Raw genomic sequence first — 21138 nt, 5'->3', positions numbered from 1 at the left:
CCTAATATGCACACTGCCATGCGTATGGGTTGTGGAACCGCAGCAGATAATGTTATTGAGCGAAGTCGAAGCCGATATGCTGGATATTTGGTTTTTATGGATTTGAAAATCTTTTTCTATTGAACAGGATAGGTGAGATTATTTTCCATCGTGGATCGGATGATGAAGGCTTTTTACGCATGAACGATTTTAAATGGGAATGCACCGTTTAATCATTATTGATATAGAAGGTGGTGAACAACCTATTTGCAATGAAAAGAATAGCAGTTTGTTATAATGGAGAAATCTATAATTTTATCGAATTAAGAGAAGAACCTAAAAAATTAGGAGATGAATTTCAAATATATTCTGACACGGAGGTAATCGTTCATAAGTATAAACAATGGGAATATTATTGTCTTGATCATTTTGATGGTATGTTGTTCGATTTTGCGCTCTATGATATTTCTAAAAGAGAGTTATTTATAGAGTATGATTGAAATCGACAAAAGCCTCTCTATTACTTCCATTATAACAATCAATTTGTTTTTACTTCCGAAATTAAAGAAATTTTATCTGCTGATTTTGTTTCGTTGGAGCCTAATGTGGAAGCGGAAGCGATTGATTCCTATTTAGCATTGCGGTATGTGCCTGAACTGCGCACTATGTTCAGAAAGATTCGTATATTTCCGATAGTACACTATTTAATTTTAAATAATCAGAATGAAATATCAATTAAGCAATATTGGGATATTGCTCTGGCCAAAAAAGTGATTATTTATTGCCAAAATTAGCTTATAAGAAGCTCGAGGATCAACTTCGTCAATCTGTTAAATGAGTCATGCGCATCGATGTTCCAGTAGGTCCTTATCTTAGTGGATGAATCGATTCTAACTTATTATTCAAATTGATGTATGAATAAAATTCAAAAATTAATACTTATTCTATCGGATTTAATTCACTCATCGATGAAACTCACCAAGCATGGGAAACCGAGTGATTATTAGAAACAAATCATCAAGAAATACATTGTGGTTCGGAAGATATTAATTTGTTATCCCAGGTGATTTATCAAATGGATTGTCCTGTCGGCGATGCTTTAATTATTGCTTTTTATAAGTTGGCTAAATTATCAAGTTGTGACGTGAAGGTTGTTATTAGTGATGAGGGATCTAATAAAATTTTTATCGGATACCAGTTTCATAAGGTAAAAATCTTATTGGAATAGTATTTTAAAATAATTCTAGCCTTCTTTCATGATAAAATATTGATTTCTTTTTTGGCTAATGTCCCCTCCTAGATTTTAAATATTTTTTTAATTTTCCAGCTGCATTGGGTAATGAAGGAAAACAACATTTCATTAATTTCTTGAAAAATTATATATGTTTCTTTAAAAACTTTATAGTTCCTAGATAATCGACGCTAACTTTATTTAGATTCCTACAAAAATTATGCGATTGAGCAATCGGTATCTTCCGTAAGAGATAGATCAGAAAAGTTCTTAGATCGTTTATTAAAGTTACAATGGGATAAATGATTACAAGACTAGGCTATAATTCGACAAAATAAAAATACGATGGCCCACTCATTGGAAGTAAATTGCCTTTTTTAGATCACAATTTAATTGAATTAGGATTTAAAATTCGTCCAAAGTGAAAATAAAATTGGTTTAAGGACAAGATAATTCAGCGTTGCTTAGTACAACGATTATTACAAAAAGCTGTAGTTAATAGACCTAAAAAAATTTTTATTTTCCAATAAGAATTTTTTTAATATCCCCTTAGTTCGATCAACTGGTTAAATTGAAATTAAATAAGGAAAAAATTCAAAAAAGAGATTATTTTTATCCCAATTATATCAAAGGTTTATTAAAAAAAATATGAATTTTTGAACTTATTTATTTGAAAAAGATAGTCTCTCTAGTTATCTTGAAGCTATGGCACATGATTTTCATTGATTAGTAATTAAAAGATGATATTAAATTATATTTCCTGCGAAAGTGAAAGTTTGGAATGACTGTATAGATTTTCCATTCCAGGAAAGATATATCAGAGTAAATAAATGTTAAAAACGGCAGCTTTCAAATACCAATTATAGATTTTGCTAGTAATAGTTTTGGCTAGAATTACAGTTAAATTACTTATTTTTATCTTTTGAAGAATCACTTCTTATGAAAGAAACCTATGATAGAATGTTTGAGAGAACTTAAGGCTATCTCACTTTTCTGGAAATTTTATTTTATTTTTTTTGGCTATCATTTTTTAGCAATCGTTATTACTCAGCTTCTTTTAAGTGCTATTCCGATCGTTTGCGCTTATAAAATATCTTACCCTTTATTCGATGATCAAATTTAGCTCGTTGCAGCTGATTTTCTGGAATTTTCTGGCAATAGATTATCTTTTTTTAATTCTTATTTTATCATAACAGATTTTCTTTATGCAGTGATGATTGGACTTTTATTTTTATTTGGCGTTTTGCTTTTAACAGAAAACTACACTAAGTACAGATACGAAATTTTGATGGATTTATGTATGTCCATTTCGACTCTTATACGTCCCATTAATTATTTTCTTATTTTCCTGATTTTAATTCGTCTAATCTGTTATTCATTTTATATTAAATTACTTCGAAAAAGAATAGAAATAATTACATTGGAGGGGGTTAATTTTACTAAGCATGATTCTAGTTGGTGGGTGGCAAATTAGGAATAAAATAACGATGAGTATATTTCAATACAGCAATATAACGAGTCCTATAGTCGCCAAAGCTTTTTCCCTAAAAACTATGAACTGTATTTCAAAACTTATAATACCAAAAAAATTATTATCTTAAAAATAATATCAAGATTATTTTGGCGCATTATGGATTAGAAATGAAATAAATAGTAAGGGATTTATTAAATTAATGATAGAATCTAATCTGATTATGGTCGACTTTCAGTCGACCTGAATATCTCAATGCTTACTTGAAAATACTTGAAAATATAGCCCCTTTTATTAAAGGGCAAAATTCATCGTGGATAAATCAATTTTTACAGAATTCTCGTAACTTCTTTATTTTTTTCTATAAAGTCAGATTGACGATTCATTAATCTATTTCTCTATTTAACGGGTGCAATCACGTTTATTATATTACGACCTAAACTAAAGATTAGAATTTTACACATCTTTTTCTTATTGGAAGTGCATTGTATTTAATTGCCGTCTGTTCGAATGCAGCTTCTTATGCTCGTTTTCGCTTACTTTTCCATTTGATTATTGATTTTTATGTGGCTTCTAGATGCGTTACTGTATGGAGAGAATTTAAACGGAAAGATCCGAAAGAGATTGATGGCGGTCCTATTTTTCTCTCACCCAGAGAAACAAACAGCTAAGCCTATAGCTCGCGTAAATTATAATTAATAATTCAAAAGGTACGTGAAATTTGGCGTAAAAAATAGCGCTAGAAGAGACACAAATAAAATACAAGATGTATCCTAATAAAAAAGATGAAAGAAATTATTTTTATTCATATCTGTTTTATCCAGAAAGATAATTTCATCTATCACAAAGAAATAAAGCATAACTAGAAAAATTTGGATAGGAAATGAAGTTATCAGCAACATCATGTAATCATGCCAAATGATTTTTAAATAATTTAAAAATTTAAATCTGAATTCAAGTAATTTAATGGTGCTGCTAACTAAATACAGTATAATCGATATACGGATTAAAGAATTGGATCCATGAATTATCTGAGTTCAATATGAGTCGCGAAAAACCAGAAATTATTTGTTCGGTTAAAGCTGTGGGATGTTTTAGTAGAAATGAAATGGCGATATGGTTCATAAAATGACCTTCTTGAGAAGTCGAAGGTGATCCCTGCCTTTTTAATTTAGTAGTCAGAAGATCATTAACTTACTGGTCTGTTAAGTGTTGTTGTTTTTGGATAATATTTTTCATATTTCTAGCAGTAATATTGATGTAAGCACACGTATTGAATAGTAATTTGTTTCTAATTTGCCATCATACTACCAACAGGATAGTAGGTAAAGAAAGCAATATTAGTATAACTATTATTTTTTCTAAGAAAAATCTCGTTTTAGGAAATAATAAGATGTCCCTATGAACAAAGGGAAGATGAGGTAATAACTAATCGGACGAACTAGTGTAGAGATGGCTAAACTAAGCCCTAAGAGAAAAGAAAGCAAGTAAGGTCGGGGGGGTAATTGGAAAACAAATAAGTGCCAATTAAAAATACAAGACTAATAAGGATGGCGAATGGCAAATTAGATAAAATCATGACGATGTAACTAAGAAAAGAAAATTGAGCGTAATCAAAAGAGCTGAAAACAGAGCGGCCGACGGCAAAAATAAGCTGCGAGCGATGTAAAATAGCCTTCAATGATTAACAAACTGCTTAATATAATTTGAACAATGATGATGGCAGAAAGATTTTGTCTAAATAAAGTGAAAATTCCAGACAAGAAAGTGGGATACCATTGGGTTCTTTCAAACATAAACCCATAATTCCCTGTGTAAGAGGTACCTTGGTAGGAGCTAAATAACCTTGTGAATCCGGCTGAGTGATTTGATAGATATTTCCATGATAGAAAATTAAGAAAATGATTAGTTTGAGAAGTAAGGCACCCAAGCTAATACTAGCTAGCGCCCAGCGTTAAAATGCTAGACCCATTTTTTTATCTTCTCGGATATTTGTTTATGGCCTGTATCGCCCATAACAATTAAGTCATAATTAAAGTCTTCAGCTATATCGAGAATGACATTCGCTAGAATTCCAAAAAGAAATTGTTTTTTTATGCTAGCTCCACTGAAATCAAAGTTGATTAGAAACTGATTTAGTTTGTGGACTTGTTGTTCTTCTTTAAATTTTTCTTCTTGTGCTTGGATTTCAGCAACTTCCATCCCAAACGGGTTGAATTGACTGTAAGGTAGGTAGTGTAGAAACTATAGAAAGTGAATCGGAAAAACGACGACAGAGATCAAGAGTGAAATGTAGCATTTTCGTAGAAACAGGAGAACCATAGTCGTGCTCGTTTTATAACGCCCAGGAGGAGTCTGATTTGCCGCCTAGGATAATTAAGTCAGCGTTAATAGATTTTTTACAGTTTGAAGAATTAAATCAGGAGGATTGCCCTGTAATCGACATATAATTTTTGCGGATCTTTTTTATTAATAAGCTCAAGTTGCCATGATTGCAACTGTTGTATCGCTTCTTCCTGGTAGACTCTAGAAGCAAACCAGTCCTTCCAAAAAGAGGGAATCACATGGATTAAGGTAAGATCAATTGGAAAAGTTGCTTTAAAAGCTACAGGACTTTTCTAAAATTTGATGAAAAATCCGTAGCTAATAAAACTTTAAAATAATTTCCATAATTCATCCTTGTATGAACTGGTTTTGCGCAATTGCAACGGCGGGCGAAAAAAAGACATTAGGTTCTCCTTTATAGCTTAAAGTTAGTTTAATATTAAAATTAAGTTAGACTGTGAGGTCTAATTTTCTTTAAAAAGAGCCTCTATTGCAGAACATGTTTTTTAAAAAAATGGTAAGTGCTCCAGCAAGACCACCCCGGCCGACTGACTTAGCGTTTAGAATTAACGTATCTAATTTTTTAGAGCAAGACTATGAAAAAATTGGCATTCTCTCTAATTAGAATGGGCTTAGATTTGGTGGTAAGTAGTCCTCTTTTAGCAAGTGAGGCCTGCACGGATATTACCTTTCTCAGTAACGGATATGATCAAGGAGATTCGATTGTCTTTTAAAATGTCTTTTAAAATTGATTATAACGACAACGTGAAATCCTGTTGGCACGTACATAATAATATGATGCAAAGCCCGGAGAACAATTGCTATACCGAAGGAAGGCGTAACCCTTTCTAAAACATGGGTTAGTACCCATTGTTACGCGATATGTTGCGATAAAATTGAGCTCCCCATGCACTTTTACCTCTGCTGGTGCAAGCTAGACGCACTAGAAAATGGCTATGGGTGGGCTTGAACCACCGACCCCAGCATTATGAATGCTGTGCTCTGACCAACTGAGCTACATAGCCATAGAAAATTTGCGAGAAAAAAATTGCATTCTGGTGATTTGTATAAATTATGTCAAGCCACTACCACTAACCCCTCCGGAAGTATATTATATCACCATCCTGGATGATATAATCCCTGCCTTCGAGACGCCATTTACCTGAGTCTTTAGCCCCCTGTTCCCCCTTAAAGTGAATGTAATCGTCATAGCCAATGACTTCGGCGCGGATAAAATGCTTCTCAAAATCAGTGTGTATTACACCAGCAGCTTGCGGTGCTTTAGCGCCATTTGGACAGGTCCATGCCCGGACTTCTTTAACACCAGCGGTGAAGAAGGTAATTAAACCCAACAAGTCATAACCTGCTTGAATGAGGCGGTTTAATCCCAGTTCTTCGAGATTAAGGCTTTGTAAAAATTCTATTTGTTCCGAAGGAGCAAGTTCTACGATTTCTGATTCAATAGCCGCGCAAACGGGAACCAATTTCGCATTTTCTTTTTCAGCATATTCGAAGACTTGATCTAGAAAAGGATTATTAACGAAACCTTCTTCGGCCACATTCGCGACATATAGCACAGGCTTCGAAGTTAAAAGCTGATAAGGACGGAGTAGTGATTCTTCTTCTTCCGTTAAATTGAGAGTTCGTAAAGGATTCCCTTCGTTCAACCAATTTTTAAATTTTTCGAACAAGAGTTGGGTATCGCGAGCTTTTTTATCTCCACTTTTGGCTTCTTTGGCCAACTTAATGAAAATTTTATCGACCGTTTCCATGTCGGCTAACGCTAATTCTGTATTTATCACCTCAATATCGGAAACGGGATTAATGATTCCAGAAACATGTGTGACGTTTTCATCTTCAAAGCAGCGGACAACGTGAGCAATCTCTTGAGTTTCACGAATATTAGCCAGGAATTGATTTCCTAGCCCTTTGCCTTTAGAAGCGCCAGCAACAAGACCAGCGATGTCGACAAAATTAACGGTAGTTGGAATCATTTGTTTAGGGTTAACAATTTGAGCAATTTTTTCAAGACGCCTGTCAGGGACGTGAACGACTCCTACGTTAGGTTCAATAGTACAAAAAGGATAATTGGACGCTTCGATGCCTGCCTTAGTTAATGCGTTAAATAATGTTGATTTTCCGACGTTAGGCAATCCAACAATGCCGCATTTAAAGCCCATTTTTTTCTTTTCTCACCTTATAGCCAAAAACAGAAGAAATTATATTAACTATGTAAATCGCGCATTGCTTTTTGAAACTCGCCGATTATCAATTCCTCAACAATAGATAATCCTTTTTCAATCGCTGTAAGAATGGCACTTCGATCATTTTTTGAAGGAGGACTTAGTACATAAGGAATACCCCGATCTTTATGTCCTAGATGACCGATACCAATCCGCAAGCGATAAAAATGAGGAGTTCCTAAATGGTGAATGATATTTCGCAATCCATTGTGCCCTCCGTGCCCTCCGTTTTCTTTTAAGCGAATATCTCCCGCTGGAAAATCCAATTCATCATGGGCCACTAAGATTTCTTGTGGGACCAATTTATAAAATTGAGTCACAGCAGCTAGCGCTAAACCACTTTCATTCATGTAAGTAGAAGATTTAAATAACCAACAATGGTTCCATTTACCAATAAATCCATGAAATTTATTTTCTTTATGTAAAGATTGCTGTTTTTGGTTTGTTAGGGCTTCAACGAACCAAGCTCCCACATTATGTCGGGTCCTTGCATATTCGTCACCTGGATTTCCGAGACCGATAATGAGTTTAATCCTGTTCACCAATGGTGATTATTCCTTTTCTTTAGGGCTCGCTTCTTCAGATTCACCACCAGCAGTTATTTCTTTAGATCCCGCCAATTGGTAGATTCTTCCACAGCTTTCGCAGCAGCTAGACTAGCTTCAGCGGCTTCATCCTCAATATCTGCTTTGCTCACTCGTGGCAAATGAACACTCACGATAGGTAAATCATTTTCTTCATCGATAGCAGTAGCCAATTCAACACCGGAAGGCAGCTTGAGATCGGACAAATGGAGCGATTCATCCAAGCCCAGTTTAGAGATATCCATTTCGATATATTCCGGTAAATCGGCAGGAAGGCATCGAATCTCCACATCAGTTTGGAGATGGGAAATGATGCCGCTGGCTTCAACCCCAGGACATTTTTCCTCACCAATGAAATGTAAGGGAACGTGCATAGTTAGTTTTTTAGATGCTTTAATGCGTTGAAAATCAATATGAAGAATTTTTGGCTTAGTGTGGTGACGCTGCATATCTTTAAGGATTACTTTTTGTTTCTTATCACCAATTTTGAGTGTCAAAATCGAAGAAAAAGTGGCCTCATTCTCGAAGGCTTTCAGTACATCTTTTTGCCACAAAGAGATAGATTGAGGAGCCTTCCCTGCCCCGTACACAGTACCCAGTACTTTGTCATCAAATCGGCGCATTCGCCGTGCCGCTTTTTTACCAGTATCTTCACGTAATTCAGCTAAGAATTCAAAACTTTCAATGGCCATATCTTACCCTCCTATTCGCGAATCAGGCATTTTACTGAGGTTTAATCCAAAAAGAAACCCCGTAGATTGAAACTTCGGCGGTTTTCCAAAAGATCTTGGGCTGGTCTGGGGGTTGACCTGGGGTTTTGAACAAAACTTGCTAGCCGTAAGTAACCCAGTTATAGTTTAGTGCTTGGATAAAGATTTGCCTCACACGACTATAGGAAGTAGCTTGATGGAATATAAATGACGTGTCTTTACAGGGGATTATGTTTTATCTTTCGTCGCCTGGCTCCATTTTACCATTATCAATATAGAGCACTCATCACTTCCCACCATACAACGAGAACTTAACGCTACGGTCATTCAACTTCAATGGATGATGAACATTTATTTCCTAGTACTTGCCTGTTTCGATGGTGGCTGATGGAAATCTAGGAGATATATTCGGTCATCGAAAGATTTTTTAGGATGTACTTTTGTGGCTGGTTTTCTTTATCACTCCAAATGTTAATTGCTTCTCGCTTTTTTTAGGCCATAGGTGCAGCGATCATTTTTCCTTTGATGAGCACTTTATTAATTCATATTTTTTTGTTTTTTTAAAATAAAATCCCAAAAGCGTTAGTGCTCTTAGGAACTGTGGGGATATTATTCGGTTGGCGGATTAGTCCCTTATTGGGCCCAGAGGGGGAATCATAACTTCATTCATTAGATTGATTTTATTAGTAATCAGCGTGGGTAGTATTTCTTAGGAGTTCTCAGTGGAGCGGAGCAAGACTGGACATCCAGTGAGACGTATGGCCATTTTAATGTAGGCAGTGTAGGTTTATTGCTATTTATTGTTTTGGAAGTAATGGTAAACAGCCATTGAGTGATGTTTGGTTATTTGAAAAACCTTTATTTTTCATAGTGATAATGATTTGCGCAGCTGGCGGAGCATTAAGCGAGATTACTTTATTTTTTAATCCCTTATTTATATAAGGTACGCGATGTTTCCACGCTTAATACGGGATGGTTAGTTTTTATACAGGATAGTCGATTTTTTTCAATATTTCTGAACAAAATAATTAAAAAAATTGGTACTTTTGGAAGTATTTTTGTAGGATTTTTTTCTGGAATAATTGAGGTTTTATTGTATTTAATTATGAATCTTTCAGTTTCGGTGATCTACATTATTTTACCTTGCATTTTTGTTGGAATTGCGTGTGGGCTATTTACAACATGGTGTCAGGAGTAGCCGTCAGTATGTCCGTATCTAAAGAATAGAGTCGGTGTGGCTATTCGGCAGTGTTTACACATTTTTTAATTTAGCGGGTTCAATATGTTTAGCTATTGCCGTTGTGATTTTTCAAAAAGTTGCATTAAGCTATTTGGCAAATTTCTTAACTCAAAAAATCTTATTTTGACCACTTCTCAAATGGATCAAATATGCATAGTTCTTTTTAATCCCCAAAAAGCGAAAAAGTATAATTTTCATTTAGGAGAAATTGCGAATACGGTATTGGTTGGCTTTAGATATGCCTTTGTGCGAGGCTATTATGCTATGCGGTTATGTTATTTTTGGGTTTTTTCTTATTAAAAGCTATTAAGAAAAAACCCAAAAATAACATAATTAATTGTTACAGTATCGCTTGGCTAAAATATTGGTGTTCTTTTAATCTAAAAACATCGAGCTAACGGACTCTTTTTGGTTAATGCGTAAAATTGTTTCGGCAATAAGGCGGCTCAACGAGATTTGTTTTATTTTGGTACAATCTACGGCTTCTTTTCGTAAAGGGATAGTATCGGTGACGATTAGTTCGTCAATTGCAGATTCTGTGATATTTTCAATGGAATTTCCTGACAAAACTGGATGGGTACAATAGGACGATACTGTTACGGCGCCCTTTTCTTTTAAGGCTTGAGTAGCATGGCATAGCGTTCCAGCTGTATCGACGATATCATCTACAATAACACAATGACGCCCGTCTACATTGCCAATGACATTCATGACTTCAGCTTGATTAGATCCAGGACGACGTTTGTCGATAATAGCCAAATCTGAATCGTTTAGTCGTTTAGCAATAGCGCGAGCACGAACTACACCACCGACATCAGGAGAAACAATCATAGGATTTTCTAATTTTTCGAGTAAGCGATATTCTTCTAACGCAGTGATACTGGCATAAATATTATCTACTGGCATATAAAAGAAACCTTGGATTTGATCTGCGTGAAGATCGACAGTGATCAATCGGGAAAATCCTACATTTTGCATCATATCAGCGATCACTTTCGCGCTAATAGGGACTCGTGAAGAGCGCACCCGGCGATCTTGGCGTGCGTAGCCGAAATAAGGCACAACGGCGGTAATGCTCGCAGCGGATGCTCGACGAAAAGCATCCCCCATCAAAATTAATTCCATTACATTTTCATTGACTGGATGGCCTGTCGAATGAATAAGATAGATATCTCGTCCCCGAACATTTTCTTGTATTTCAATACGAATCTCACCATCACTAAAGCAGGTAACTAACACGTTTCCAATAGTGGTATTTAGTTCTCTCGCTACGTTAACAGCAAGCTCGGGGTTAGCGCTGCCGTGGAAAATGCGAATATCGCGAAGATTAGACACCTAATTTCCTTTATAAATAAAAAATCATGACTGGGGTGCCAGGATTCGAACCTGGGAATGCTGGGATCAAAACCCAGTGCCTTACCGCTTGGCGACACCCCATTAATCAGATCAAAAATGGATAAATGAGCAGCCATATTAGCAGTTTTAGTAGCTCTGTCAAACTTGTATGGATTACGGACAAGCCTCTAATGTTGGTGATTTTTCTACTTCGTAAGTTCCTGATCACTCTCACTCTTCCTTGATGCTGGTTGTTCTAAAATCACCGCAGTTGGAGTCTGTGTGGCTGAAAATTTAACCGACAAAATTATTATGCATAGTATATAAGTACTATTCTCTTCCACCTGTTCTTGCGTAAGATTCCTTTCATTTAAAGGGAATAGCCCAAACAGATTACGTAACCTCCCAGGACTTATCTCTCGATTTCTTTTTTTCCTGAGCCAGGTTTTTCGAAATGATTTTTTTCGCTTTGCGCCTTCTTATTTTTATCTTCTAAGCTTATAGCTCTCACCCTGAGAATTTCCGTCCTTTGGGTTTGTATCTTGACATCTGTCTGACATCTGTTTGAAAGATCTTCGTTATTGTTAATAAAATCTTCGAGATTACGATTCTTCGAGATTACGATAGCCATTTCGATTCGATTGCGAGTGGTTCGTTTTCTTCTCTGATTTTATATCTAAAGCTTTTGGCCATATGAGTGGGATGTAGAGATGTTGCTGGCCGTCAGTGAAAATATAATCTGCCAGGGCGGTCTTTTGTAAAATATCAAGTGCTTCAAAAGCATTCTTTATGACATATTCAGTCAAAGTTCCGGAAAAGACAACATTTTTTTTGCTTTCACTTTCGGCTTTGTTTAAGAATGTGTTAATATCTTGCATATCTCCTTGAGAAAAAATACAATCCCTTTGATAGTTCAGGTTTTTATATTTTTCTCATTAAAGTCGATACCTATAAGATACCTATAAATTTAAATTTATCCGCATATGGAACATTTAATTTAAGAAAATTGCCAGGGGTTCCCACAGCCAGCATCTTAAGATAAAGAAATTCTTATTAGTATCTAAACTTCTTTCTAATTCGCAGATTTTATCAGATATGATTTGGTATAGCCTGATTTGGTATAGCCTAGAGTAATAGTTGCTGATTTTATAATTATAATAGAGTTTTACGGTGTCCTGTTTCCAAGGGATATAAGGCTTTTGATAGTTAGTTAATTGGCGCTGCAATTTTAAAGGCCATTGATTTTCTTGTGCTTGTTGAATGAAGGATCCTCTTCTTTCATAAGGAATAATTTTGGTGTAAAATTTAGAATCAATGACGGCTAACGCCAAGCTAAGACGGCTAGCGTTAGCCATACTGCATACGAGTAAAGGTTTGTATTGCACGTTTCATCTATTCTAAAATAAAATTTATCTTTCTTATTTCCACAGGTTTAACTTTATAATAATAATATAATAATAGAATTTTTCGCTATAAAGAAAGTTTTTATTTGATCGAAAAGAGCAGTTTGTGTAAATGAAGATTGTTTATCCCTAAGGTTTTTTGAGGAGGCCCGCATTTTATTTCCTGGATAGGAGAGCCGTTAAAATAGGTAAATAAACAATTTTATTGATCAAAAAAAGTATATTTTTTAATTTTATAATTGCCAAGATTTGAAATGATTCTGACGGTAAAAGGTCCTTTATTTAATATTAAAGTGTGGGGTCAGTCGATAGAATCAATTGTGGAATATCGAGAAAAACGAATGTTCCAACCCTTTTGTTGTAAGACAGTTAAATGGCCGTAGGAATCAAAGTTGCCATAGTAGACGCCTGGTGCAAGGACGCCCCCCGGACCTAATATAAGGATGCCCCGGATAATAATAAAGGTTTGAAACAAAGATTTAAAACGGGAAATTGTCAATATGATGATTAGTTTACTTTTTGTTGCCATTCATATTCAGCGATGATAGTTCTGCCAGGCTGTTGCATGCTGAATGCACCATCAATATTCTAAAGTAAAAACTGGCTTAAAGCATAATAGCGTTGTTGCCAGGATTGACCTTAGCACTCAGGAGAATTAATCTTAAATAATTTTTTACGGAGAAGCTCCTTCTCTTTTTGATTAAAGCAGATAACCGCTTTTTTTAATAAATATATTTTTTTATGGAAACCATGCAATTATTTTTCCGTGAGGATGCTCGTCCACCCTTGGCGTTAGTTGTTCAAAATTGCTAAACCCAATAGGAGTCAAGACTTCTATAACGCTATAGAAAGGCTCTCCTTTGACATTTCAACGATTTGCTTTAAAGTAACATCATGTTGGTCAAAAAGTTGCCGCCCCCAGACCCCGTTGCCCAGCTTCATAGCGATCGCTTGAAGTTAAAAATTTTAGAAGAAATTGCTCGACAAGGGCCGATTACCTTTGCGCGTTATATGAACTTGGCTCTTTATTCTCCAGGTCTAGGCTATTATAGCGCTGGCGCGCATAAATTTGGAGCAGCGGGCGATTTCGTTACTGCACCTGAAATTTCTCCTCTTTTTCTCAATGTGTAGCGCGCCAATGTTATCAAATATTAAAAGACTTAAACGGCGGTGATATTCTCGAACTTGGTGCAGGAACTGGAATGATGGCAGTCGGTATATTAAAAGAACTTAAGCGTAATCGATGTTTACCTAATTGTTATTTCATTTTAGAAGTCAGTGTGGATCTACAAGACCGTCAAAAAACTTTTCTTCGAAAAGAGCTTCCAGAATTAGTTGACAGTGTTAGGTGGCTAAATCAATTGCCTACAAATTTTGTAGGCATTATTGTCGGAAATGAAGTGATAGACGCCTTGCCAGCCCACAAATTTAAAATTGAAAATAATGCTATTAATGCTATTAAAGAAATTTATGTAGATAGTGAAAGAGAAGAATTTATATGGAAAATGGCTGATCCTTCGTCGCTTGATTTAACTCAGCAAATTGAAAATTTAGGTATTGATTTTCCTACTGATTACGAATCAGAAATTAATTTATTATTGACGCCTTGGATTGCTTCGTTGGCTGATGTTCTAAAGAAAGGATTAATTTTGTTGATTGATTACGGATTCCCACGGCATGAATATTATCATCCAAATCGTAACCGAGGTACCATTGCTTCCCATTACCGACATTATAGTCATTTCGATCCACTTATTTTACCCGGCGTTCAAGATATTACCGTTCATGTCGATTTTACGGCCGTTGCAGAAGCGGCTGCTAGCTATCGATTGAGCGTGCCGGGATTTATTCATCAAGCGGGTTTTTTGTTAAATTGTGGTCTCACTTCATTCACCACTTCCCCAAAAAATGTAGTAGAGCATTATCAAATTGCGCAACAAATTAAGAAACTAACATTGCCTAGTGAAATGGGAGAATTATTTAAAGTAATCGCCTTAACTCGTAATTATAATTCTGCTTTACTTGGCTTTTCGAGCGGAAATCAAATAGGCCGTCTTTCCTTGTGATTATAGGTTCTTTTCCCTCGGAGCGGATGAAATTAAGGGGCGAATGGCTTCCAGTCGTAGCGTTTCCACCGCTTTTGCGAAAGCTTCTCCTTTTAATTGTCTTTCTTGTAAGGGCTTAATGTCGATTGACTTAATAGCTTTAATGGTTTTTCGGATTTTGTCATCATTGTCAGCTGAGTTAGGATAAAGCGAGACACAAATAAAAAGAAATTGTTCAAAACGTTTGTTCCTACGCAACGCATCGGTTTTAAGGATAAAATTCAGCAACTCTTTTTCATTCATTTGGTCGATATCTTTATATAATTCTTTAAATCGTGAAACCATAGTCGCTAAATCGGAATATTCATTGGGAACTCGATATTGTAAAGTTAGTTGTTGAATGGCTCCGAAGGAAAGATTGCTGAATAGAGCAGTAAAGCGAAGAATAGGGGATAAAGTTTTACTTGCGATTTGAGATAAAGCGTTCATGTTTTTGTCTTGATGATGGAGAGTGGGGAATAAAATAGCTAAAGCGCTACAATCGTCTAATACTGTGAAAAATCGAGTGGGTGTTTCGTTAGTGAGTGCACTTACTAGCTCTTGCCAAACACGTTCAGGTACTAATGCATTCACCTCTCCTGCACTCGTCATTTTTTTCATCAGGTCTAATGTCTCAGGATGAATAGAAAATTCAGAAAATTTGGTCGTCAAGCGAGCTAAGCGTAAAATCCGTACAGGATCTTCTTGGAAGGCGGGGGAAACATGACGTAAGACTTTATTTTTTAGATCTTGTTGACCGCCGTAAGGATCAATGAGCTTGCCCTCGGGTGATTTAGCTATAGCGTTGATAGTTAAATCGCGGCGCTTTAAATCCTCTTCGAGAGCTACATTGGGTTCCGCATAGAAGCTAAATCCTTTATATCCTTTGGCTATTTTGCGCTCCGTACGGGCGAGTGCGTATTCCTCATGAGTTTTAGGATGTAAAAACACGGGGAATTCTTTCCCAACAGGTTTAAAACCATGAGCAATCATTTCTTCGGGCGTAGCGCCTACCACGACCCAATCTTTTTCTTTTACTGGCAGCCCTAATAATTCATCCCGCACAGCTCCACCTACTAAATAAATTTTCAATTGTGTTATCCTCTCTTCTTCACCTTCGATCCTAGCATAAATGAAGATGTGGTCCCTGATAATATTTACTAGGATTCCTAAAATTTAAAATATTATTATTATGAGTAAATTACCCAAATATCTGCTCCAACACACTCTATCCAGAATAGTGGGTTGGCTCGCTGACCGACGATGGGGTTCAATTACCCGGGCGATAATTCGGCTATTTATCCGTTGCTATGGGGTTAACATGCAAGAAGCAAAAAATACCGATATCCAATCGTACAGCTCTTTTAACGCCTTTTTTACTCGACATTTGAATCTTACATTACGACTAATAACGACTGATTCCAAAGCTGTCGCTTCTCCCGTAGATGGAATTATTAGCGAAATAGGACAATTAAAAGGTGAAACCATTCTCCAGGCGAAAAAACATAGCTATACAGTAACTGACTTATTGGGTGGCAATACGGAACAAGCGAAACTTTTTCAGGGTGGGGCTTATTTTACGGCGTATTTAGCTCCAAAAGATTATCATCGAATTCACATGCCCATCGATGGTCATTTGTTAGAGATGGTGCATATCCCTGGTCGCCTTTTTTCTGTTAATCCATTTTCGGTTCAAACCATTCCTAGGCTATTTGCTCGCAATGAGCGAGTAGTATGTTTATTCGAAACGCGAGCGGGACTTATGTCTGTCGTGATTGTAGGTGCTATCTTGGTAAGTAGCATAAATACCGTTTGGTATGGCACCGTAACCCCCCTACCCAGCGCGCTATTTCGGTATGGGATTATCGAGAAAACAATATTAATCTAGCGCGAGGGGATGAATTAGGTTATTTTAAAATGGGTTCTACTGTGATTTTATTATTCCCTTTTAAGGGAGTGAAATGGGAGTCTCATTGGCAAACTAATAGTCGTATTTTTTTTGGTGAAAAAATTGGAACACTACTTGCTTAGAGAATGCTTAGATAATTTATCTCAGTTTAATCTCACTCCTATTCGCTTTACAAAATTTTAGCAATTCTAATTTTGGTTTCTACAGAGATATGTCATTCCTACGAAAATGCGAATCCTGAAGAGAGAATGGCTTATGCTAGCCTGGATTCCCGCTTCTGCAGGAGCAGGAATGAAGAATTCAAAATTAGAACTGCTGACAAAGTTTGAATTTGTATCGAAGGCTGTTATAATCTTTTAAATAGATAAGGAAAACAAGGAATTACTATGCGATTAAGCACTTCTCTCCTTATGCTTGCTTTTTCTGGATCTGTAGCAGTCGCTTACGCGAAAACAGTAAGCGTAAATTTAAACCGCATTGCAAAAACGAATCAAGAGTCATCGGTGGGCTCCGTTCTTTTAACTGTTGAAAAAAATGGTACAGCAAAATTGCCGATTTTGGCTTTGCGTTTGAAAGTTCAAGAAGTAATGGATCATTCTTTGATCATTCATGTGGATGGTGATAATTATTCTGATTATCCTGAAAAATTAGGCGACGGCAGTGCCCGAATTGCCTGCGAGGTAAAATCCGTAATAGTGTTGTGGAAAAGTGCATTTGCTAAGCGATATCCGCTGGGAAGGTGATCACCTCCTTAATTTGTTGGGCTTTTGTTTTAATCATGAGTAATCGATCTAAGCCTAAAGCAACCCCTGCACAAGGAGGTAACCCAGTTTCTAGCGAGGCAAGAAAGCGGTGATCGATCTCAATTTCGAAAAGTCCTTTCTTTTGGCGTTTTAAAATATCCTGTTCAAAACGGTAACGTTGTTCTTGAGCATCGGTTAATTCTTCAAATCCATTCGCGCATTCTACCCCCTCAATGTACAATTCGAATCGTAAAGCGACATTTAAGTTTTGTGGGTGGATTTTAGCTAAGGCTGCTTGGGAGGCCGGAAAATCATAAACAAATAAGGGTTGACCAAATCCAATTTTCGGTTCGAGAGCATGAGTGAATAGAAACTGCAATAAAGTGTCCTGATCATTATAATCATTTACATTTTCAAGCCAAAATTGTCGAGCTAGAGACTGCAATTCCTTTAATGAAACTCGAAATGGGTTAATTGATAGATGTTCTGAGAATAATTCGGAATAAGTTTTTCGGACGGCTTTTTTTGTATGGATCGTAAATTGCAATAATTCATCCATTTCGTTCATTAAATCGTGATGACTAAAATTGGGTCTATACCATTCCAATAAAGTAAACTCAGGATTATGTTGACAGCCCCTCTCACCATTACGAAAAGCTTTACATATTTGATAAATCGCTCCACTCCCATTGGCGAGAAGCCGCTTCATGGCATATTCCGGAGAGGTTTGTAGATAATAATGGCGTTTTTCTTTATGGTTGTAATAAGCTGTTTGGAAGCTTTCAATATGAATATCAGTTACTGTATGTTGGGATAAGAGTGGAGTTTCAACTTCTAGAACGTCTCGCTTGGCAAAAAACTGCCGAATATCGAAGTACAATTTTGCGCGGAGTCGTTGATTTATAAGGGAAGCAGTTGGTCGCCAGTTTAAATCGAACATTAATTTTATTTAATAATCAGCTGGAAAAGATTTATTTTTTTGCCTTTTTAATTTGGTCGAATGATGCCGAAGGTTTGGATTATTTCGCCCGGGAAACATATTCTCCACGACGGGTATCGACTTTAATTACTTCGCCTTCATTTAAAAACAATGGAACGCGTACCACAGCGCCACTTTCAAGTTTCGCACGTTTTGTACCACCAGTGGCTGTATCGCCACGAACTCCAGGTTCTGTTTCAACGATTTTTAATTTCACGAAATTGGGGGGTCAACTGATAAAGGGGAGCTGTTCCACATAGTTATGGTGCATAGTGTTTCTTCTTTGAGCCATTGTTTCGTATCCCCTACGATTTCAGACGAAGCAGCGTATTGTTCATAAGTTTCCGGTACCATGAAATGCCAAAACTCTCCATCGTTGTATAAATATTGCATTTCTACTTCGACCACGTTGGCAGCGGGCAGAGTTTCACCAGACTTAAAAGTGCGTTCCAATACCTGGCCAGTCTTCAAGTTACGGAATTTAACCCGATTAAAAGCCTGACCTTTGCCGGGTTTAACGAATTCATTCTCAATGATACTGTAAGGATCTCCATCGACCATGACTTTTAATCCGCCACGGAACTCATTTGCGCTATAGGTTGCCATAATGGTCTCTTGTGGTTAGCATCTCGAGCGTTATCATATGTCCATGTCAATGATCTTGCAAGTTGCTGTACCAACGCCGTTATATCAGTGTTTTGATTATTTAGCACCTACCTCGTTTAAGAGTGCAAAATTACAGCCGGGCATTCGTTTAAAAATTCCTTTTGGTCGGCAAGACTGCGTAGGGGTGTTAATGGGAGTAAAACCTTATTCTTCTTTTTCCTCTTCCTCTGTGCGTCTTAAGCTTATCCAGGCAATCCTCGACGATGAACCGCTTATTCCATCGCCTTTACTTAAATTATTTCAATGGGCGAGTGAATATTATTATTATCCGATTGGTGAAGTTATCCTGGGTGCCCTACCGCGGATTTTTCGCCAAGGGAAACGGGTTACTGAAATTAGCGAGGACGGAAGTTCGTATATTCCACATTCTCCGTTAGATTTAAATTCCTATCAGAAAAATGCAGTTACAGCAATTGTTAGTAACCAAAATTTTCAGACCTTTTTGCTTTCAGGAATTACTGGAAGCGGCAAAACTGAAGTTTATTTACATTCCATTGAATCATTAATTAAGCAAGGAAAACAAGCACTGGTACTGGTTCCAGAAATTGGATTAACGCCCCAAACTGTAAAGCAATTTCGTGAACGATTTAATGTGCCCATCGCTGTTTTGCATTCTAATTTATCAGATAAAAAACGTGCGCAGGCGTGGCTTATGGCTAAGAAAGGTGTAGCTAAAATTATTATTGGTACTCGCTCAGCTATTTTTACCCCCTTCTTAACCTCGGCATTATTATTTTAGACGAAGAGCACGACACTTCTTTTAAACAACAATCGGGTTTTCGTTATTCTGCACGTGATTTAGCCGTAATACGTGGCCAGTTTGAAAATATTCCCGTTGTGTTTGGTTCTGCAACTCCTTCGTTAGAAAGTTTTTATAACGTTAAACGCGAACGTTATAAATTATTGCGGTTACCCCACCGGGCGGGAAAGGCTTCTTTGCCTCGTGTGACGATAACCGATTTACGTCAAAAGCAATTAATAGCCGGAATGAGCGATGAATTATTAATTGCCATCGAAAACCATATTAAAAGTAACGGACAAGTTTTATTATTTTTAAATCGCCGTGGTTACGCGCCCACTTTGATATGTTATGGTTGCGGTTGGATAATGCATTGTAATCGTTGTGATGCGCGATTAACTTTCCACTACCAACCTCTGCGACTTTACTGTCACCACTGTGGTTCTAATAAAAAAATTCCCCCCGTTTGTCCGCAATGTAAGTATCAAGAATTAATCAATGTTGGTTTAGGTACAGAACAATTAGAAGCGGTTTTACAAAAACGGTTTCCTAATTATGATATCGTGCGTATGGATCGCGATAGTACGCGCACTAAAAATAGCATGGAAGAAAAATTGAATTTAATTCACAACCGAAAAGCACCAATTTTAATTGGTACACAAATGATCGCTAAAGGTCATCATTTTCCTTATTTGACTTTGGTGGCAATTGTGGATGCCGACAGTGGTTTGTACAGTGCTGATTTTCGTTCTGCGGAACGGATGGGACAGTTGTTAATTCAAGTAGCAGGCCGTGCGGGTCGTGCAGAACAGCAGGGGGAGGTGTTTATTCAAACTCATCATCCTGCAAATCCTCTGTTTACTCTTTTATTAAAAGAAGGGTACGCTACATTTGCAGAAGCCTTATTAAAAGAACGCGAAGCTGCTCAACTGCCTCCTTTTTCTTATTTAAGTATATTACGTGCTGAATCCCCAAAACCTGGGCCTCCTTCCGAATTTTTATCAGAAATAAAACAAAAAATTCTGGTTAACAGCGGCGTGGATATTTTAGGGCCCGTTCCCGCCAGTATGGAGCGCAAAGCAGGACGTTACCGCTATCAATTACTTTTTCAATCTAAACATCGCATTAGCTTGCGTACAGTATTAAATCAATTGATCGCCTTGCTTTCCAGTCAGCGTGCAAAAGTCCGGTGGTCTTTGGATGTGGATCCACAAGAGACAATCTAAGAGGGCACTCTAAAAATGTTACCCTCAAACTTTTTTAATGAGTCAGATTGTAGCCTATTTCTATCATAAATAAGTCTGAATGCGGCGAATGCGGCGAAGGTAATTTATGGAAAAGCCATTTAAGGGTCTGCGACAATAGCCGTTAAAGTGAAGATATTGAAGATTCACGGGGATCCAACTCCAATTGAAATAATATTGCAATCCGACGGCAAATAAAGGCGTCCAAAAATCACCGATGAGAGGGTAATTGGCTAGCGGGAGTGAAATTAAA

16 protein-coding genes, 2 tRNA genes and 4 pseudogenes are annotated in these 21138 nt (G+C 36.9%); 9 read left to right on the top strand and 13 right to left on the bottom strand.

All coding sequences use genetic code 11. The features are described from left to right. Positions 1-251 precede the first annotated feature (251 nt). From MRH55_RS07460 to MRH55_RS00670, 3 genes are all read left to right on the top strand, one after another. Entirely contained in the window at positions 252-479 is a 228-nt protein-coding gene (locus tag MRH55_RS07460) for a class II glutamine amidotransferase domain-containing protein (RefSeq protein ID WP_369421587.1), read from the top strand. A 60-nt stretch (positions 480-539) separates the two neighbouring features. Next, positions 540-773, top strand: a complete 234-nt coding sequence (locus MRH55_RS08135) for a hypothetical protein (protein WP_500784524.1) — start codon at positions 540-542, stop codon at positions 771-773. Positions 774-1030: 257 nt separating this feature from the next. Next, complete coding sequence (locus MRH55_RS00670; protein WP_304985612.1) at positions 1031-1207, top strand: asparagine synthase-related protein; 177 nt, start codon at positions 1031-1033, stop codon at positions 1205-1207. Positions 1208-4643: 3436 nt separating this feature from the next. On the opposite strand, the gene MRH55_RS00665 is transcribed toward MRH55_RS00670, so the two are convergent. The 10 genes and pseudogenes from MRH55_RS00665 to MRH55_RS07955 all read right to left on the bottom strand — a co-directional run. Next, a complete protein-coding gene (locus MRH55_RS00665) occupies positions 4644-4883 on the bottom strand; it encodes a universal stress protein (protein WP_304985611.1) in 240 nt (79 codons plus the stop codon). A gap of 1074 nt (positions 4884-5957) precedes the next feature. Further along, positions 5958-6031: transfer RNA gene (locus MRH55_RS00660), tRNA-Met, on the bottom strand. A gap of 66 nt (positions 6032-6097) precedes the next feature. Next, positions 6098-7186 carry a redox-regulated ATPase YchF gene (gene ychF / locus MRH55_RS00655; protein ID WP_304985610.1) on the bottom strand — a complete coding sequence of 363 codons (1089 nt, stop codon included), beginning with the start codon at positions 7184-7186 and terminating at the stop codon, positions 6098-6100. Positions 7187-7230: 44 nt separating this feature from the next. Then, positions 7231-7791 carry an aminoacyl-tRNA hydrolase gene (gene pth / locus MRH55_RS00650; RefSeq protein WP_439647880.1) on the bottom strand — a complete coding sequence of 187 codons (561 nt, stop codon included), beginning with the start codon at positions 7789-7791 and terminating at the stop codon, positions 7231-7233. 9 nt (positions 7792-7800) lie between these two features. Then, positions 7801-8525 (bottom strand): annotated as a pseudogene (locus MRH55_RS00645) (50S ribosomal protein L25/general stress protein Ctc). 1633 nt (positions 8526-10158) lie between these two features. Then, the gene (locus MRH55_RS00640) at positions 10159-11118 is read right to left on the bottom strand and encodes a ribose-phosphate pyrophosphokinase (RefSeq protein ID WP_304985608.1); all 960 of its coding nucleotides are present in this window, start codon (positions 11116-11118) and stop codon (positions 10159-10161) included. Between the two features lie 30 nt (positions 11119-11148). After that, positions 11149-11220: transfer RNA gene (locus MRH55_RS00635), tRNA-Gln, on the bottom strand. 500 nt (positions 11221-11720) lie between these two features. Next, positions 11721-11996 (bottom strand): hypothetical protein, encoded by a 276-nt coding sequence (locus MRH55_RS00630; protein ID WP_304985607.1) that lies wholly within the window; start codon positions 11994-11996, stop codon positions 11721-11723. 114 nt (positions 11997-12110) lie between these two features. After that, positions 12111-12473 (bottom strand): hypothetical protein, encoded by a 363-nt coding sequence (locus MRH55_RS00625; RefSeq protein WP_304985606.1) that lies wholly within the window; start codon positions 12471-12473, stop codon positions 12111-12113. A gap of 564 nt (positions 12474-13037) precedes the next feature. Then, positions 13038-13157: pseudogene (locus MRH55_RS07955) on the bottom strand (lipoprotein insertase outer membrane protein LolB); the annotation flags it as partial. 258 nt (positions 13158-13415) lie between these two features. Between MRH55_RS07955 and MRH55_RS00620 the strand changes: the two are divergent. Beyond that, a complete protein-coding gene (locus tag MRH55_RS00620; RefSeq protein ID WP_304985605.1) occupies positions 13416-13652 on the top strand; it encodes a hypothetical protein in 237 nt (78 codons plus the stop codon). Positions 13653-13669: 17 nt separating this feature from the next. After that, positions 13670-14587 (top strand): class I SAM-dependent methyltransferase, encoded by a 918-nt coding sequence (locus tag MRH55_RS00615; RefSeq protein WP_369421585.1) that lies wholly within the window; start codon positions 13670-13672, stop codon positions 14585-14587. Here MRH55_RS00615 and MRH55_RS00610 read toward each other — a convergent pair whose 3' ends face one another. Next, positions 14588-15706, bottom strand: coding sequence for a tRNA nucleotidyltransferase/poly(A) polymerase-related protein (locus tag MRH55_RS00610; protein ID WP_369421583.1), 1119 nt, complete (start codon positions 15704-15706; stop codon positions 14588-14590). A gap of 91 nt (positions 15707-15797) precedes the next feature. Here MRH55_RS00610 and asd point away from each other — a divergent pair. Together asd and MRH55_RS00600 are read left to right on the top strand one after the other, a co-directional pair. Next, positions 15798-16636, top strand: a pseudogene (gene asd, locus MRH55_RS00605) (archaetidylserine decarboxylase). Positions 16637-16900: 264 nt separating this feature from the next. After that, positions 16901-17257: a superoxide dismutase family protein gene (locus MRH55_RS00600; RefSeq protein WP_304985603.1), complete on the top strand. Its 357-nt coding sequence runs from the start codon at positions 16901-16903 to the stop codon at positions 17255-17257. Here MRH55_RS00600 and epmA read toward each other — a convergent pair. Beyond that, positions 17232-18197 (bottom strand): elongation factor P--(R)-beta-lysine ligase, encoded by a 966-nt coding sequence (gene epmA / locus MRH55_RS00595; protein ID WP_304985602.1) that lies wholly within the window; start codon positions 18195-18197, stop codon positions 17232-17234. The genes MRH55_RS00600 and epmA overlap by 26 nt on opposite strands. A 79-nt stretch (positions 18198-18276) precedes the next feature. Continuing rightward, positions 18277-18842 (bottom strand): annotated as a pseudogene (gene efp / locus MRH55_RS00590) (elongation factor P). A 43-nt stretch (positions 18843-18885) separates the two neighbouring features. Here efp and MRH55_RS00585 point away from each other — a divergent pair. Further along, a complete protein-coding gene (locus MRH55_RS00585) occupies positions 18886-19641 on the top strand; it encodes a primosomal protein N' family DNA-binding protein (RefSeq protein ID WP_304985601.1) in 756 nt (251 codons plus the stop codon). Further along, positions 19629-20867 carry a replication restart helicase PriA gene (gene priA, locus MRH55_RS00580; protein WP_369421581.1) on the top strand — a complete coding sequence of 413 codons (1239 nt, stop codon included), beginning with the start codon at positions 19629-19631 and terminating at the stop codon, positions 20865-20867. The genes MRH55_RS00585 and priA overlap by 13 nt, the downstream gene beginning before the upstream one ends. The last annotated feature ends 271 nt before the right edge of the window (positions 20868-21138 follow it).

Source organism: Coxiella-like endosymbiont (assembly GCF_030643785.1).
In the GTDB taxonomy this organism is placed as follows: Bacteria; Pseudomonadota; Gammaproteobacteria; order Coxiellales; family Coxiellaceae; genus Coxiella.
Note: the sequence above shows the minus strand (reverse complement) of the source record. Positions and strands in the feature narration are given on the sequence as shown.